We start from the raw sequence: 17,168 nt of genomic DNA, 5'->3' as shown, positions 1-17,168 counted from the left end.
AAAATACACAAATCCACAGATAAAGATATTTTTTATAATTAATTCTATTCATAAAAAAGGCTCCATTTTGATCATATGATCAAAATGGAGCCTTTTAAAAATATAGTAATCTGTATTAATTTTCGAAAGTACTTACAAAAGACCGTTCATATTTCTGCCAGGCATCTGTACTGGTTAACTTTTTATAATCGTTATTATGGATCATCTTAAGATATATCTCTAACTGTTGTGGTGTTTTATACCCCACCACAGGAGCAATAAGGTTTCCTTTTTCATCAAAAAATACCATGCTAGGATATCCAGTTATTTTGAGCGCATTTGCAAAAAAATGTTGACTGTTTCTTCCTTTCCTATCCGGATTATAATTTGGATTGGTATAGGTAAAATCATTGTATTTTATTTCTTCTGTTCCTTCTGCATTAAACTTTACTGCATAGTAGTTCTTATTTACATAAGAGACTACATCCTTATTATGAAAAGTTTTTTTATCCAGTAGCTTACAGGGACCACACCAATCTGTATACACATCCATAAAGATCTTTTTAGGTTCTTTTTTCTGAGCCTCTAAAGCATCATTCATAGACATCCATTTGATTTCTTGTGCTTGAGTATAAAAGCTTAGCAGAAATCCAAAAATAAAAAGTAGGTTTTTCATAAATCTTAAATTTTTATAACTAGTCGGAAACAAAAATTATTCCTTATTAAAAAATTAATTTGCCTTTGGGAAGCAAGTAAAGTTATATATTTTATTACATATTAATGCACTCCATGCATCATTTTCTTCATTTTTGAAGTAATTAAAATTAATATTACTCCAACAGTTACCGGAACTATAGTAAAGATTAAAAAGAAAGCAGACATTGAATATTCATTAACAATCACATCAATATAACTCCCTACAAAACCCGCTAATTTGTTACCGATAGCAATAGCCAGATACCATAGACCAAACATTATTCCTATTTTTTTTGCTGGTACTAATTTTGAAACATAAGATAATCCTACCGGAGATAAACATAATTCTCCCATAGTATGCAACAAATAAGCCACAACCAACCATACTAAACTAACTGATGCAGTTTTTGCTCCTTGAGGAATCGATGCAGAACCCCATGCTAGCATTCCGAACCCTATACCTAATAATATCATTCCTAGTCCAAATTTCACAGTGGCAGAAGGATTATACTTACTTTCCCATACTTTAGAAAATAAGGGTGCTAGAGTAATAATAAATAATGAGTTCAAAATCAAAAACCAGGATGCCGGAATTTCAGTTGTTTCCTGTGGAAGAATTACAGAAAGTTTCCATAATGCAATTGCCCATACACTTAAGAAACTTACTCCCAAAACAATATTGGATAATGATATTTTTTTAAACGTTTGTGCAAACAGTTTAAATAAAACCCAGGTGATAACTCCTAAAGGCACAATCGTTATTAATGTGTCTACTATTTTAAATATTGAAGCAGAACTTCCACTTAATACACGTTGCGTAAAGTTATTTGCAAAAATAGTCATAGATCCACTGGCTTGTTCAAAAGATGCCCAGAAGAATACTACAAAAAATGCTAAGACCCCTACAACAATGTAACGATCCCTTTGTACATGAGCAGGCACTTTTTCTTCAACTTCATCTGGCATGTTTTCAATAGCATCTGATAAATCTATTTTTTTGGATGGTTCTACTCCTACATTCTCAAAAATACTTCTACCAAACCAAAATTGTAACATCCCGAGCATCATAAAAATACCAGCTAAACCAAATCCCCAGGCCCAGCTCAAATTCTCACCTAAGAAACCACAAAGTAAAACACCAATAAATCCACCAGAGTTTACACCCATGTAGAAAATGGTAAAAGCCCCATCTTTCCTTTCGGGAAACTTATCATACAGACCACTAACAATCGATGTAATATTTGGTTTAAATAAACCATTACCTATGATTAAAAGTCCTACACCTATATACAGTGTAGTCTCTGTTTCTAATGCCATTGCACCATGCCCCAGTGTCATCACCAAGGCACCAAGTGCAACTGCTTTTTGATATCCTGTAAATTTATCAGCAATCCACCCTCCTATAACAGGAGTTACGTAGACTAAAGAAGTATATGTTCCTAAAAGTGCTAATGCCCTTTCGTTAGACCATTCCCAGCCTCCATCTGCAAAAGTAGAAGTTAAAAATAGCACAAAAATTGCACGCATTCCGTAGTACGAAAATCGTTCCCACATTTCTGTGAAGAATAACACATATAACGCGGGTTTATGACCTAATAAACTAAAGTCATTTGAATCGTCTTGAACCGTCATGATATTATTTTAGGAGTTATCTGCTAATTCAAAACCTTCGGCTTCTTCATGTAAAGTTCCTTCTTTATCTTCAACACCATGTGTTAAAACTTCTAATTTTTTTCTAAAAATCATAACGAGTAATCCAAAGATCACGCAAAAAACGGCGATCCCTGTAAAGATGGTAAATTCACCAAGGTTTTCTGCAGATTCTCCTAATAAACCGGCCAGTTTATTTCCGAAACCTGTCATCGCAAAATATACCCCCATCATTAATGCTCCATATTTAACCGGAGCTAATTTCGTAATAAACGACAATGCCACAGGCGATATGCATAACTCACCAATAGTATGAAACAAATATGCTAATACTAACCAATACATTGCAGAAGATCCATTAGAGTTAAACTCCATAGACGCAGCTGTCATGAAAAAGAATCCAGTTCCCATAATAATAAGTCCCAGAATCATTTTAAATAAAGAACTCGAAACTTTTCCTTTTAGTTTTCTATTCGCCCAGTACCAAGCGATTGTGGTTCCTAAGAAAATTATAAACATGGCATTTAGAGATTGAAACCATGAAGCAGGAACTTCCCATCCCATTAACATTCTATTTGTTTTTTCTTTGGCATAGATATTCATTAATCCTCCTGCCTGCTCAAAAGCTCCCCAAAAAACGATCACTAAAAGAAATGAAATAAACAAGACAACAATTCTATCTTTTTCGATCTTAGTTAATGGTTTTTTCATAGCCTCTTTATCCTCTTCTTTTTCAGAAGCTCCTAAAAAGTTACCTACTCCTGCAAGGTACTTTTGACCTAATAGGTATTGTAATAATCCCAATGCCATTCCTATTCCTGCAAGACCAAAACCGTAATGCCATCCATGTACTTCTCCTACATATCCTACGATTAAACTTGACAAAAATGCGCCAACATTAATTCCTATATAAAAAATAGTAAATCCTTTATCTCTTCGTATATCTCCTTGTTTATACAAACCTCCTACCATAGTCGAAATATTAGGTTTTAGCATTCCTACTCCTGCTATGATTAATCCAAGACCAGAATACCATGCCCACATTTCTTCAACAGCCAAAATACTGTGTCCGGCAACCAATAAAATCCCTCCTACTAAGACTGATTTTTTTTGCCCCAAAAATTTATCTGCAATCCATCCACCAGGAATTGATGCTACATAAACCAACATCGTATACCATCCATACAGTGCCAAAGCTTCTCCAGATGACCAGCCTAAACCTGCATTTTCATCCACGGTTTTAGCTGTTAGATATAACACAAAAATTGCTCTCATACCATAGTATGAAAAGCGTTCCCACATTTCTGTAAAAAATAAAATGTATAATCCCACCGGATGCCCAAAAAGCTCTTTCTGATGAGCTGCTTTAACTGTATTTGCCATTACGTTTGTTTAATTAATTATAAGTTGTTTTTAATGAAGTTAGTCATCTTATTGAATAAATGTAATCTAGTATTACCACCGTAAATTCCATGGTTTTTATCGGGATAAATTGCCCAATCAAAATCTTTATTTGCCTGTATCAATGCTTCAACCAATTGCATTGTATTTTGAACATGCACATTATCATCTGCACTACCATGTACTAATAAGAATTTTCCTTTTAATCCATTCACAAAATTAATTGGCGAATTATCGTCATATCCTTTCGCATTCTCCTGAGGAGTCATCAAATATCGTTCCGTATAAATGGTATCATAAAATCTCCAACTTGTTACTGGTGCTACCGCAATTGCCATTTTAAAGGTATCCGGAGCTTTAAATAAACAATTACTAGACATAAAGCCTCCGTAACTCCATCCCCAAATCCCAATTCGGGATGCATCAATATATTCTAATCCTCCAAAATACTTAGCAGCGGCAATCTGATCCTGAACCTCTAGGTTTCCTAAATCATTTTGAGTAGCTTTTTTAAACTTGGCGCCTTTTAGACCAGTTCCTTTACCATCAACACAAACAACAATATATCCCTGTTGCGCCAACATCATATACCAATAATCATTTGCTCTGTGCCATGAATTTTTTACCGATTGAGATCCTGGGCCAGAATATTGATACATAAACAATGGATACTTCTTTTTTGGATCAAAATCTTTGGGCTTGATCATCCAGGTATTTAATTGTTCTCCATTAACTTCTATTGTAGAAAACTCCTTTGGTCGCACATCATATTTCGCTAGTTTTTCTAGCAATCCTTTATTGTTCTTGATTTCACGAACAACTTTTCCTGTCTTGCCATTATTTAGGGTATATTCGTAAGGAGTAGTTGCGTTAGAAAAATAATTAATATACAAACTGAAATCTGCACTGAAATCTGCGTCATTGGTTCCTTCTTTTTGACTTAATCGCTTTTTGTCTTTTCCATTCAAAGTAACACTATAAATATCTCTATTGATACTCCCGTTCTCTACACTTTGATAATATATAGTTTTATTCTTTTTATTATAACCATAATAACTCGTTACTTCCCAGGGACCTTTGGTTACCTGATTTACCAACTCACCAGTTGCTGCATGATGATATATATGATTATATCCATCTTTTTCGCTGGTCCATATAAAACTATTATCTTCTAAGAATGTAAGATTGTCTGTAACATCTATATAAGCAACATCTTTTTCATTAAGAACAACTTTTGCTTCTTTGGTCTTGGCGTCTACAAAAATTAAATCCAGATTATTTTGATGTCTGTTCATTACCTGTACACTCAAAATATCTGGATTTGCTGTCCATTCTATTCTAGGGATATAAAAATCTTTATAATCACCTAGTTTAATCTGATCTAATGCCATTGCACTAATATCTGCTATAAACAAGGAGACTTTTGCATTCTTCTCTCCTGCTTTAGGATACTTAAAAACTTCTTGTTTTTGATATAAATCTTTACCATAAACATCCATAGAAAACTCAGGCACTTCTCTTTCATCAAATCGTAAAAAAGCAATCTTGTTACTATCGGCACTCCAATCAAAGGCTCTAACAAAAGAGAATTCTTCTTCATACACCCAATCTGTAATCCCATTAATAATTTCATTTTTCTTACCATCATCGGTTAATTGTACCTCCTTACCGGTTACAAAATTTAGCATATAAATATTATTATCCAGAACGTATGCTATCTTATTTCCATCTGGTGATAACATAGGGGATTGTATTTTTTTATCGCTAACTTTAAAAATACCTTTAGAAGGAACATCATAAATATGATAAATCCCTTTTGAAGAACGACGATATATTTGTTCTAGCTCACTCGAAAGTAAAACTCTATTTTCATCTTTACTAAAAGAATACCCTTGAAACGTAGATAGATCATCTATAGAAGCAGTACTTATTAAAGTTCTTACTTTCTCACCCGTTTCGTATGAATACACTTCAATATTAATTGCTCCAGAAGCTGCATCCTTTTCTATGACCGAATATTCAGTTCCATTTTTCATAGAATGTAATGATTGCAACCCTTGAGTCCTAAAAGTTCCTCCCCAGATTTCCTGTAGAGTAAAAGCTTTGTCTTGTGCAGATGTTACAAGACTTATAAAAATCGTAATTGCAAAAAACAATTTTGTAATTTTCATTATGATATAATTTTTAAAAATTGCTGACGCCAAGAATACTAAAAAATCCGTGAAAAATACAACAATTGCTGTTAAATACAATAAAATCATAAAATCATAGGTGTTTTTTTTAGCATATTATCAATAACACCTAGAATTTTGCGTGCTCATTTTACTATTCTCAAACCATATTCTGCACAATTATTAATCAACTTAAAATTCATAAAACAATCATTTATAACAATTTATTGCATAAAATAGTACTATTAAAAAACCTCTATTTCTCAATTTATATCTATACCAGTTTATCAAGGATAATGTTTTCGATATATCTAAAATCATTTAGCTATGCGTATGACAAAACAGAATGGTATATTTGAAGCCACTAATAATAACAAACATAATGGCACCTGTAGTTTCTGGGTTTTCTAAACTCTCTAAAGCTGATAAAATCAAATGGTTGGCAAAACACCATTTTAATGATGATCAAAATGCAGTAGATACTTTAGTAACTTATTGGAATTCTGATGACGGGCTTCAACAGCTTCATGATGAATTCACCGAAAACACTATTTCTAATTATTACCTACCTTTTTCGGTAGCACCAAATTTTCTTATTAACAATAAGCGCTACACCCTGCCCATGGCTATTGAAGAAAGTTCTGTAGTTGCAGCAGCAAGTAAAGCCGCCAAATTTTGGCAAACACGAGGTGGTTTTAAAGCCAAAGTACTATCAACTATAAAAGTTGGACAGGTTCATTTTACATATAACGGAAGATCTGAAAAACTACAACAATTTTTCTCTATAATTAAACCTAAGTTATTAGCTTCTGTGTCCCATATGACCAAAAATATGGAAAAACGAGGTGGTGGTGTAATTGACATAGAACTGCGGGATAAAACTACAGAAATTGATGACTACTATCAATTGCATTGCACTTTTGAGACTGTAGATGCTATGGGAGCTAACTTTATTAACTCATGCCTGGAGCAGTTTGCAAAAACAATGACTACAGAGGCAAAAGAACACCATGATTTTTCTGCTACAGAAAAAGATATTGAGATTGTTATGAGTATTCTCTCTAATTATGTTCCACAGTGTTTGGTAAAAGCTTCTGTATTTTGTAATATCAAGGATTTACCCAACACCCCATCACTTTCTTCTCTGCAATATGCCAACAAATTTGTGAGAGCAGTACGTATTGCCGAAGTTGAACCTTACCGCGCAGTAACACATAACAAAGGGATTATGAATGGCATCGATGCAGTAGTATTAGCTACAGGAAATGATTTTAGAGCGATAGAAGCAGGAGCACATGCTTATGCATCAAGAAATGGTAAATATACAAGCCTTACTCATGCCGAAATACAAAATGAAATTTTAACTTTCTCTATTAAATTACCTCTTGCACTAGGCACTGTTGGCGGTTTAACTTCTCTTCACCCTTTAGTAAAATTCGCATTGCAGCTTCTCGAAAAACCTAATGCAAAAAAACTTATGGAAATAACAGCTGTCGCAGGACTCGCCCAAAATTTTGCGGCCATAAACTCACTGATCACTACGGGAATTCAACAAGGGCATATGAAAATGCATTTGATGAATATATTAAATCAATTTAAAGCTACAGAAAACGAAAAAAAACTACTTATAAAATATTTTGAAACAAATGCGGTTACCCATAGTGAAGTAGTAACACAGATTGAAAAATTGAGGGCTTAAAATGAAAAAATCCTTTTATAGTCATGGCAAATTATTGCTTACAGCAGAATATTTGGTATTAGATGGAGCATGCGCTCTAGCGTTACCTACCAAAAAGGGGCAATGGTTATTAATTGAAGAAAATGATTCTTCTCAAATTATATGGAAAAGCTTTGATGAAGAAGGACATTGTTGGTTCGAGACTAATCTAACTCTAGAAGACAATACTTTTAAACAAACCCAAGATACTAGTGAAGAAAATAATATTGCTACTATTCTTATTGATATTCTTAACGCCGCAAAAGAATTAAATCCTAATTTTCTTTCTTCTGGGAAAGGATATCGTATAGAAAGTAGGTTAGAGTTTCATAAGGAATGGGGACTTGGATCTTCTTCTACTTTAATTAATAACATTGCACAATGGGCAAAAGTAAATGCATTTACTTTACTTGAAAAAAGCTTTGGAGGCAGTGGGTATGATATTGCATGTGCGCAGCATGATTCTCCTATTCTATACAAACGCAATGAAGGCAATCCTACAGTAAAAGCTGCTAGTTTCGACCCTCCTTTTAAGGAAAATATTTTTTTTATTTATTTAAACCAAAAGCAGGATAGTAAAGCTTCTATTAAACATTATCAGGCATTACCATTAAAAGATTTTGATAATGCCGAAGTAGCAATAAACGAAATTACGTCTAAAATATTGGATTGTTCTACTCTAGATGAGTTTAATACACTACTAGATTTACATGAAGAAATTATTTCTAAAATTATTAAAACTCCCACTGTAAAGTCTACCTTATTTCCTGATTATCCGGATAGTATTAAAAGCCTTGGCGGCTGGGGAGGAGATTTTGTTTTGGTTACCGGAAATTCTTCAGAAATGGAATACTTTAAGAAAAAAGGATACCATACGATACTTCCTTATGCTGAAATGATTTTATAATTACAGTTAAAATAGAGAATCATAGAGTACCCAAAATACATTAACATGTTCTCTCGATGAAATCATTTTATTAAGTCAATTGCCCTCTAGCGATCGACCCAATTATCTCTCAATAGTTTTATAAATGCTAGTATAAAACCCTAACTAACCCCTCTTTTTCAATCAGTTACAATCTTATGGGTATCAAAAAATGTATTAAAAATTTGTTTTAATTCAATTATTCAATATATTTGTTGAATAATTGAATTACTAATGAACAAACAAGAATTTAAAAACAGTATTTACCAGGAGATTGCTAATGTGGCAAAAGCCTTAGCAAATCCTTATAGACTTCGAATCCTTAATCTTATATCTCAAGACGATTATTCTGTAGAGCAAATTGCAGGCGAGATAGGAGTATCAATCGCCAATGCTTCACAGCATCTACAAGTACTTAAAAAAGTGAAACTTCTTAAAACAACAAAGAATGGGCATTATGTGATTTATTCCTTATCTAATAAAAATGTATATACACTTTGGAACTCTTTACAAAGTTTTAGTTTACAAAACAGTCTAGAAATACAGGCAACTTTACAAAACTTTAAACAAGAGAAATTTGCATCGGTATCTTCGATCAACATCGATGAAATAATGGTGAATAATAATCTTGAAGATTTATACTTCTTAGATGTTCGACCAGAAAAAGAATTTAAAAAAGAAGCAATTGCAAATGCAAAATCTATACCTATAGAATCCCTCAAAGACAACATAACTCAACTCCCAAAAAACCAACAAATAATAGTGTACTGTAGAGGCCCTTTATGTGTTTTTGCAGATGAAGCAGTTCAATATCTTCAAGAAAAGGGTTATGATGCAATTCGCCTTCAAGAAGAAGTTTTAGAATGGAAACAAAGAGGATTACCAGTTAATTAAAATAAAGAGTACTATGAATTTGAAAAATACAAAAACGATCAAAGTAGCAGATCTCAGAACCTTATTAGAAAACAAGGTTCCTATTCAAATTTTAGATGTAAGACCTAAAGAAGAACGCGAAGAATGGAAAATTCCTGAGAGTGATTTTGTAGATGTCTATACGAAACTAAAAGCAGGAGAAAAAAATCTATTTTCAGGTATTAATTTTTCAAAAGACATACCAGTTGTAACCGTTTGTGGTGCAGGTAAAACTAGTTTAATAGCTGCAGAACAACTTCAAGAAAGAGGTATAAAAGCATACTCTTTAGAAGGAGGAATGCGCGAATGGACAACCGCATGGAATACAGCACAAACAAAGGACAGTAGAGAAACAACAATCATTCAAATTCGTAGAACAGGAAAAGGTTGCCTATCCTATATCCTAGAAAATAATGGAGAAGCAATTATCATTGATGCCTCTATAGATGCTAAGGTTTATACCAATATCGCTGAACAAAATAATTGGAAAATAAAATATGTTATAGATACTCATATTCATGCAGATCATTTCTCGAGAGGAAAACAATTAGCCGAAAAGACCAATGCTATTTTACTACTTCCCGATCAAAATATAGTAACGTATAAATTCGAGCCAATTACAGATGGTACTATTCTTAATTTTGGCAATGCCAAACTAGAAGCAATTCATACACCCGGACATACACATGAAAGTTATTCTTACTTAGTAAATAATGAATCCTTATTCTCTGGAGACACATTATTTACAACAGGTGTCGGAAGACCAGACTTAAAAGCTACAAAAGAAATCGCAAAGCGAAAGGCCAGTTTACTATATCAATCATTACAAAAATTAGTTACACTTCAAAACTCACTTATTGTTTACCCTGGTCATATTAGTCACCCTGTTTCATTTGATAATAATATGGTATGTAATAGTCTCGAAGACATAAATAACAATGTGAATGTATTACAACTTAATGAAGAAAATTTTATTGATAGCCTACTGCAAAAAATTCCTGAAACTCCGCCAAATTATGAAGAAATCGTAAAGTTAAATATAAAAGGGAGTGCAAAAGGAGCAGATTTAATTGAACTGGAAGCAGGTGCAAATCGTTGTGCCATTTCTTAATCTTCTTTTTCAACAAGTTAATTATAACCAAATGGAAGAAAAAAACATACAACTAGGACTGAAAGAAAACTGGAGGCAATTTACACTTTTGTTGATTGTAAATGCTTTTGTTGGAGGAATGGTAGGATTAGAACGTACTATACTTCCAAAATTAGCAGAAGAAGAATTCTCAATTATTGCCACCTCTACAGTATTATCATTTATAATTGTTTTTGGAGCCGTAAAAGCCTTTACCAATTATTTTACAGGAGTATTAGCAAATAGTATAGGACGTAAAAATCTATTAATTATCGGATGGTTAATAGCCGTTCCTATTCCGTTTATCTTAATCCATGCCCAACATTGGAACTGGATTATTTTTGCCAACGTATTGTTAGGAATTAATCAAGGATTAACCTGGTCTAGTACCGTAGTAATGAAAATCGACTTAGTAGGAGAAAAACACCGTGGATTAGCTATGGGGCTTAATGAGTCTTTCGGATATTTTTCTATTGCTCTTGTTGCATTTACTACAGGATGGATCGCTTCTGAATATGGTTTACGCCCGTATCCATTTTATCAGGGTATTGGTTTTGTTGTATTGGGTTTATTGATTAGTATTTTTTTTATAAAAGATACCGCAAAACACGTTGCAGCAGAAACAAAAATAAATGACATAAAACCTCTTAAAAACATTTTTTGGGACACTACATGGAAAGACAATAATTTAGGGTCTATCTCACAAGCAGGGTTTATTAATAACCTAAACGATGGAATGATCTGGGGAGTACTTCCAATTATCCTGGCCAATAGAGGTTTTGGTTTAAAAAATATCGCAATCATTGTTGCTGTATATCCTGCTATATGGGGAATCGGACAACTAGTAACCGGAAAACTATCTGATCACTACAATAAAAAAATGATGCTATTTATAGGAATGGCATTACAAGGCATAGCATTAATTTTAATGTTTTGGGCAACATCTTTAATCCAATTCCTTACACTCTCATCAATCCTGGGAGCAGGAACAGCCATTGTATATCCAACTTTTTTATCTGCTATTGCAAGTTTTACCCACCCTAAACAAAGAGCTCAAAGTATTGGAGTTTTTAGGCTATGGAGAGATTTAGGGTATGCTTTTGGTGCATTATTAACAATAGGTATGGCTCAATTTTTTGAAGTAGATATTACAATAATTACAATAGGAGTATTAACCATAATATCATCAATAATTATTAAAACAAGGATGACTTAATATGAACACACCATTTATATATTTAGACTACAACGCTTCTACATCAATCGACCCTAGAGTGGTAGATGTAATGTTTCCTTTTTTAACTAATCATTATGGAAACCCTTCTAGTATTAATACCCAAGGAATAAAAGCCAAAGAAGCTATCGAAAAAGCTCGTAAACAAGTAGCAAATCTTGTAGGAGCCACTCCCGAAGAAATTATATTCACCAGTGGTGGAACAGAATCAAATAACTATGCAATTATTGGTGCTGCATTGGCCCATAAAACAAAAGGAAATCATATTATCACATCATCAATAGAACATCCTGCTGTACTAGAAGTCTGTAAGCACTTAGAAAATCAAGGATTCAAAATTACTTATGTAGATGTTGATAAAAACGGAATTGTTGACATTAATAAAATTGAAAAAGCAATATCACCAGAAACTATTTTAATTTCTATTATGCATGCCAATAATGAAATTGGAAGCATACAACCGATACAGGAAATAGGTAAAATCGCAAAGAAACACAATGTCATTTTTCATACAGATGCTGCACAATCTATAGGCAAAGTGATAACTAACGTTGCCGATCTAAATGTCGATTTATTAACCATTGCAGGTCACAAATTTTATGCTCCAAAAGGTATTGGTGCATTATACATCAAAAACGGAACCTCTTTGCAAAAATTAATGCATGGCGCAAGTCATGAATTTAACAAACGGCCAGGGACCGAAAATACGATGTATATAGCAGGTTTAGGAAAAGCTTCTGAAATTGCTTATCAAGAATTTGAAATAAACACAACACAAATGCAAATAATGAGAAATTATTTGCTAGAACAATTAAACAGCCTAAATCTGGATACCATTATAAATGGAGATTTACAAAAAACTTTACCCAATACTCTTAATATTAGTTTTAGAAATATTGATGCGAATGCTGTTATATTCAGCATAAGAAATGAAATAGCTCTATCTGCGGGTTCAGCCTGTCATTCTGGTACAACTAATCTATCTAACATACTCAAATCAACTTTATCTGATTATGAATACGCCAAAGGGACATTTCGGTTTTCGGTAGGTAAAAACACTACCAAACAAGAAATCGATCGTGCAATACCTATTCTTTCTAAAGCTTTTACAAAGCATCAAACTACATAGAAATAAAAGCAACACTATAAAAATCATATTACAGACGCTACAAATTAAGCCATAGATTCTTATTTTAAATTTTTCAAAACAAAAGCGCTTCGTTGATATCAACGAAGCGCTTTTGTTTTATACTAGAATACTTTAGTTATAACTCTAAAGCCTTAGTTACATTATTATCCATAAGTAATTCTTCTGGATTCTCTAATGCTTCTTTTACCGCTACAAGGAATCCTACAGATTCTTTACCATCGATAATTCTATGATCATAAGATAATGCCACATACATAATAGGTGCTACTACAATTTGTCCATCTCTTACAATTGGACGCTCTACAATATTATGCATCCCTAAGATAGCACTCTGTGGCGGGTTAATAATTGGTGTAGACAACATACTACCAAAAACACCACCATTAGTTATGGTAAAAGTTCCTCCTGTCATTTCATCAACAGTAATCTGACCATCACGTGCTCGAATTGCTAATCGTTTTACCTCAGATTCTACTCCTCTGAAACTTAAATTTTCTGCATTACGAATCACAGGTACCATTAACCCTTTAGGACCAGAAACTGCAATACTGATATCCTGAAAATCATACGAAATCATTTCTTTACCATCTATCATCGAATTTACCGCAGGGAATAACTGCAATGCTCGTACACAAGCAAGAGTAAAGAAAGACATAAATCCTAAGCTTACTCCATGTTTACTTTTAAATGTTTCTTTGTATTGACTACGAAGGTTAAAAATAGGTTGCATATCCACTTCATTAAACGTGGTTAGCATTGCCGTTTCATTTTTAACTGAAACCAAACGTTCTGCCACTTTACGACGAAGCATTGATAATTTCTTACGTGACTCTCCTCTACTTCCTAATCCTGGAGTTCCCATAGCTGGTTTTGCATCTAATGCATCAGCTTTAGTAATGCGTCCATCTCTACCAGTCCCCTTTACTTGGCTAGCATCTATACCTTTTTCGGCAAGTACTTTTTTAGCTGCTGGAGAAGCAGTTCCTGTTGCATAAGTTTCTGTTTTAGCAGGAGTTACCGGAGTTTTTTCCTTTTCCTCCTCTACTTTTGGAGCTTCTTCAGCAGGAGTTGATTTTGCTGCATTACCTTCGGGTTTAGCCGCCTCTGTATCAATAAGACACACAACTTGACCAACTGCCACCGCATCACCCTCTTCTGCCTTAAGTGTTATAACTCCACTTGCTTCAGCGGGTAATTCTAAGGTTGCTTTATCACTGTCTACTTCAGCAATTGCCTGATCTTTTTCGACATAATCACCAGTCTCAACAAGCCATTGAGCTATTTCTACTTCTGTAATAGATTCTCCCGGTGATGGGACTTTCATTTCTAAAGCCATAATTCTGAATTTATCCTTTGTATAATTTCCTTCGGAAACTTTTAACTATACTTACTTATTTACTAAATTTTTATCTTCTTTGATTATTTTTTGTTTTATCAAACACGTAATCAATTACTTGTTGATGTCTTCTCTTAGATCTGGTTGCACTACCTGCTGCAGGAGCTCCATATGATCTTCTACTTGCAAATCTAAATGTTTTTGCCTCATCATAATTCATTAACATATGACTTAACGCACCCATATTACGTGGTTCTTCTTGTGCCCAAACCACCTCATCTGCTTTATATTTTTTGATTACAGCATCCATCTCTGCTGCTGGCAAAGGAAATAATTGCTCTATTCGTACCAAAGCAATATCTTTTCTTTCTAGTTTCTCTTTTTCTTCTAATAAGTCATAATAGAATTTGCCTGTACAAAAAACCAACGTTTTTACAGCTGTAGCTTTTGCATCCGGATCATCTAATAGTGTTTGAAACTTGCCATTGACAAATTCATCTACAGAAGAATGTACTTTAGGATGACGTAATAAACTCTTTGGCGTAAATACAATTAAAGGTTTACGGTATTTTGCTTTCATTTGTCTACGTAGCAAATGAAACAAATTAGCAGGTGTTGTTACATCGGCAACAAACATATTGTCTTTTGCGCAAAGTTGAAGATATCGTTCCATACGAGCCGAAGAGTGTTCTGCCCCCTGCCCTTCATAACCATGTGGTAACAACATCACCAAACCGTTTTGTAATTTCCACTTATCCTCTGCAGAAGAAATATATTGATCCAGCATAATCTGTGCACCATTACTAAAATCTCCAAATTGCGCTTCCCAGATCGTTAACGTTTTTGGACTTGCCATCGCATACCCATAATCAAATCCTACAACTCCGTATTCTGACAATAATGAATTATAGATATAAAAATCTGACTGATCACCTTTTAGATTATTTAGTAGCACTACCTCTTCTTCACTGTCTTCTACTTTGATAACAGCATGTCTATGCGAGAATGTTCCTCTTTCTACATCTTGCCCACTCATTCTCACATCATATCCTTCTTTTAACAAAGAACCATAAGCTAATAGTTCTCCCATTGCCCAGTCTAATTGGTCTGTTTCAAAGAATCTTTTATGTCGGTCATTTACTATTTTTTCTATTTTACGAAGAAACTTTTTATCCGAAGGAAGCTTGGTAATAACTTCTGCTATTTCGGTAAGTTTATCTTTTGGATACGTAGTATCAACTACTTCCATCATTTTATCTTCTTGTATTCTTTCAAAACCGGCCCATTCATCTTGCATAAACGGAGTTATCACAGTCTTTTCCTGCTTACGAGAATCTTCTAACTCTTCTTCGAGGGATGCTTTATATTCTTTTTCAAGTTTAGCAACATGATCTGTATCTATAATACCTTCAGAAATCAATTTTTCTGCATAAATATCTCTCGGATTTTTGTGCTTGGCAATAGCTTTATATAGCTTAGGCTGAGTAAAGCGTGGTTCGTCTCCTTCATTATGACCATATTTGCGATATCCGAGTAAATCTATAAATACGTCACGACCAAAATTCATTCTGAAATCTAATGCAAAATTAGTTGCATGAACAACTGCTTCTGCATCATCTGCATTTACATGTAAAACAGGTGATAGGGTAACTTTACCAACATCGGTACAATACGTTGATGAACGTGCATCCAAATAGTTAGTCGTAAACCCAATTTGATTGTTCACTATTATATGTATAGTTCCTCCGGTTTTATATCCATCTAGCTGAGCCATTTGAACAATCTCATAGACGAGTCCTTGTCCAGCCACAGCTGCGTCTCCATGAACCACTATAGGTAACACCTGAGAAATATTTTCTTTATAATGTGTATCTTGTTTTGCTCTGGTTATTCCTTCTACTACAGCACCTACTGTTTCTAGATGTGATGGATTAGGAGCAATATTCATATTAATTGCTTTTCCAGAATCTGATTCTCGTTTAGAGGTCCAACCCAAATGATATTTTACATCCCCATCAAATATTGCTTCCTCGTAGTCTTTTCCATCAAATTCGCTAAAGATATCTTTTGGACTTTTTCCAAAAATATTTGTAAGTGTACTTAAACGACCACGGTGAGCCATACCCATTACAAATTCTTTTACCCCTAGATTAGCTGCCTTTTCTACTAATGCATCTAAAGCAGGAATTAGAGATTCTCCTCCTTCGAGAGAGAATCTTTTTTGGCCAACATATTTAGTATGTAAAAAGCTTTCGAATGAAACTGCCTGATTTAATTTTCTAAGGATATGTTTCTTTTGATCTATAGAAAACTTAGTTCTATTGGTATTAAAATTAACCCGAGCCTGTATCCACTCTCGTTCTTCTGGGTCACGAATATACATATATTCGATACCAACAGAATCACAATATATTTGTTCTAGGTGGACAATAATATTGCTTAATGTATTGGGACCTACCCCAATAATTTCTCCTGCATTAAAAACTGTATTAAGATCGGCCTGACTTAATCCAAAATTTTCTAAAGCCAATGTTGGGATATATTTTCTTCGCTCTCTTACAGGATTTGTTTTAGTAAACAAATGCCCTCGAGTTCTATATCCGTCTATTAATCGAACTACCTGAAATTCTTTTTGAACATTTTGGGGAATAGCAACAGTTTCTCCTGGTGCTTGATCAACATACATAGTTTCTTCTAAACCATTAGCATTTTCTACTCCAAAATCAAATCCTTGAAAAAATGCTCTCCAACTAGGTTCTACACTATCAGGATTCTGTATATATTGATCATATAAATCTGCAAAAAATGCGGTATTAGCCGCATTTAAAAATGAATATTTATCCATATGTAAGTATTCAACTGTCTTTT

Annotated in this window: 12 protein-coding genes; 6 read left to right on the top strand and 6 right to left on the bottom strand. The window is 33.8% G+C overall.

What is annotated here, in order from left to right; translation table 11 throughout:
* Window positions 1-115 precede the first annotated feature (115 nt).
* The 4 genes from DK441_RS14575 to DK441_RS14560 all read right to left on the bottom strand — a co-directional run bounded on the left by DK441_RS14575 (window position 116) and on the right by DK441_RS14560 (window position 5,897).
* On the bottom strand, window positions 116-655 hold the full coding sequence (locus tag DK441_RS14575; RefSeq protein ID WP_025667583.1) for a thioredoxin fold domain-containing protein: 540 nt from the start codon (window positions 653-655) through the stop codon (window positions 116-118).
* A gap of 101 nt (window positions 656-756) precedes the next feature.
* A complete protein-coding gene (locus DK441_RS14570) occupies window positions 757-2,307 on the bottom strand; it encodes a peptide MFS transporter (protein ID WP_109851374.1) in 1,551 nt (516 codons plus the stop codon).
* Window positions 2,308-2,316: 9 nt separating this feature from the next.
* A complete protein-coding gene (locus tag DK441_RS14565; protein ID WP_109851373.1) occupies window positions 2,317-3,708 on the bottom strand; it encodes a peptide MFS transporter in 1,392 nt (463 codons plus the stop codon).
* A 17-nt stretch (window positions 3,709-3,725) separates the two neighbouring features.
* On the bottom strand, window positions 3,726-5,897 hold the full coding sequence (locus DK441_RS14560) for a S9 family peptidase (protein WP_109853523.1): 2,172 nt from the start codon (window positions 5,895-5,897) through the stop codon (window positions 3,726-3,728).
* A gap of 382 nt (window positions 5,898-6,279) precedes the next feature.
* Between DK441_RS14560 and DK441_RS14555 the strand changes: the two genes are divergently transcribed.
* From DK441_RS14555 to DK441_RS14530, 6 genes are all read left to right on the top strand, one after another.
* Complete coding sequence (locus DK441_RS14555) at window positions 6,280-7,596, top strand: hydroxymethylglutaryl-CoA reductase, degradative (protein WP_109851372.1); 1,317 nt, start codon at window positions 6,280-6,282, stop codon at window positions 7,594-7,596.
* Window position 7,597: 1 nt separating this feature from the next.
* Window positions 7,598-8,521 (top strand): GYDIA family GHMP kinase, encoded by a 924-nt coding sequence (locus DK441_RS14550; protein ID WP_109851371.1) that lies wholly within the window; start codon window positions 7,598-7,600, stop codon window positions 8,519-8,521.
* A gap of 252 nt (window positions 8,522-8,773) precedes the next feature.
* The gene (locus DK441_RS14545) at window positions 8,774-9,433 is read left to right on the top strand and encodes an ArsR family transcriptional regulator (RefSeq protein ID WP_109851370.1); all 660 of its coding nucleotides are present in this window, start codon (window positions 8,774-8,776) and stop codon (window positions 9,431-9,433) included.
* 13 nt (window positions 9,434-9,446) lie between these two features.
* Window positions 9,447-10,562, top strand: a complete 1,116-nt coding sequence (locus DK441_RS14540; protein ID WP_109851369.1) for an MBL fold metallo-hydrolase — start codon at window positions 9,447-9,449, stop codon at window positions 10,560-10,562.
* A gap of 31 nt (window positions 10,563-10,593) precedes the next feature.
* On the top strand, window positions 10,594-11,796 hold the full coding sequence (locus DK441_RS14535) for an MFS transporter (protein ID WP_109851368.1): 1,203 nt from the start codon (window positions 10,594-10,596) through the stop codon (window positions 11,794-11,796).
* A gap of 1 nt (window position 11,797) precedes the next feature.
* Window positions 11,798-12,943 (top strand): cysteine desulfurase family protein, encoded by a 1,146-nt coding sequence (locus DK441_RS14530; RefSeq protein WP_109851367.1) that lies wholly within the window; start codon window positions 11,798-11,800, stop codon window positions 12,941-12,943.
* Window positions 12,944-13,079: 136 nt separating this feature from the next.
* Here the strand turns inward: DK441_RS14530 and odhB are convergent, their stop codons facing one another.
* Together odhB and DK441_RS14520 are read right to left on the bottom strand one after the other, a co-directional pair.
* On the bottom strand, window positions 13,080-14,300 hold the full coding sequence (gene odhB, locus DK441_RS14525) for a 2-oxoglutarate dehydrogenase complex dihydrolipoyllysine-residue succinyltransferase (RefSeq protein ID WP_109851366.1): 1,221 nt from the start codon (window positions 14,298-14,300) through the stop codon (window positions 13,080-13,082).
* Between the two features lie 70 nt (window positions 14,301-14,370).
* Complete coding sequence (locus tag DK441_RS14520) at window positions 14,371-17,145, bottom strand: 2-oxoglutarate dehydrogenase E1 component (RefSeq protein WP_109851365.1); 2,775 nt, start codon at window positions 17,143-17,145, stop codon at window positions 14,371-14,373.
* Between the last annotated feature and the right edge of the window lie 23 nt (window positions 17,146-17,168).

This window comes from Aquimarina sp. AU58, from assembly GCF_900312745.1.
In the GTDB taxonomy this organism is placed as follows: Bacteria; Bacteroidota; Bacteroidia; order Flavobacteriales; family Flavobacteriaceae; genus Aquimarina; species Aquimarina spinulae.
Note: the sequence above shows the minus strand (reverse complement) of the source record. Positions and strands in the feature narration are given on the sequence as shown.

Coding starts and splice junctions, on each gene's coding strand:
- DK441_RS14575 (WP_025667583.1), bottom strand. CDS start 655: ATGAAAAACCTACTTTTTATTTTTGGATTTCTGCTAAGCTTTTATACT.
- DK441_RS14570 (WP_109851374.1), bottom strand. CDS start 2,307: ATGACGGTTCAAGACGATTCAAATGACTTTAGTTTATTAGGTCATAAA.
- DK441_RS14565 (WP_109851373.1), bottom strand. CDS start 3,708: ATGGCAAATACAGTTAAAGCAGCTCATCAGAAAGAGCTTTTTGGGCAT.
- DK441_RS14560 (WP_109853523.1), bottom strand. CDS start 5,897: ATGAAAATTACAAAATTGTTTTTTGCAATTACGATTTTTATAAGTCTT.
- DK441_RS14555 (WP_109851372.1), top strand. CDS start 6,280: ATGGCACCTGTAGTTTCTGGGTTTTCTAAACTCTCTAAAGCTGATAAA.
- DK441_RS14550 (WP_109851371.1), top strand. CDS start 7,598: ATGAAAAAATCCTTTTATAGTCATGGCAAATTATTGCTTACAGCAGAA.
- DK441_RS14545 (WP_109851370.1), top strand. CDS start 8,774: ATGAACAAACAAGAATTTAAAAACAGTATTTACCAGGAGATTGCTAAT.
- DK441_RS14540 (WP_109851369.1), top strand. CDS start 9,447: ATGAATTTGAAAAATACAAAAACGATCAAAGTAGCAGATCTCAGAACC.
- DK441_RS14535 (WP_109851368.1), top strand. CDS start 10,594: ATGGAAGAAAAAAACATACAACTAGGACTGAAAGAAAACTGGAGGCAA.
- DK441_RS14530 (WP_109851367.1), top strand. CDS start 11,798: ATGAACACACCATTTATATATTTAGACTACAACGCTTCTACATCAATC.
- odhB (WP_109851366.1), bottom strand. CDS start 14,300: ATGGCTTTAGAAATGAAAGTCCCATCACCGGGAGAATCTATTACAGAA.
- DK441_RS14520 (WP_109851365.1), bottom strand. CDS start 17,145: ATGGATAAATATTCATTTTTAAATGCGGCTAATACCGCATTTTTTGCA.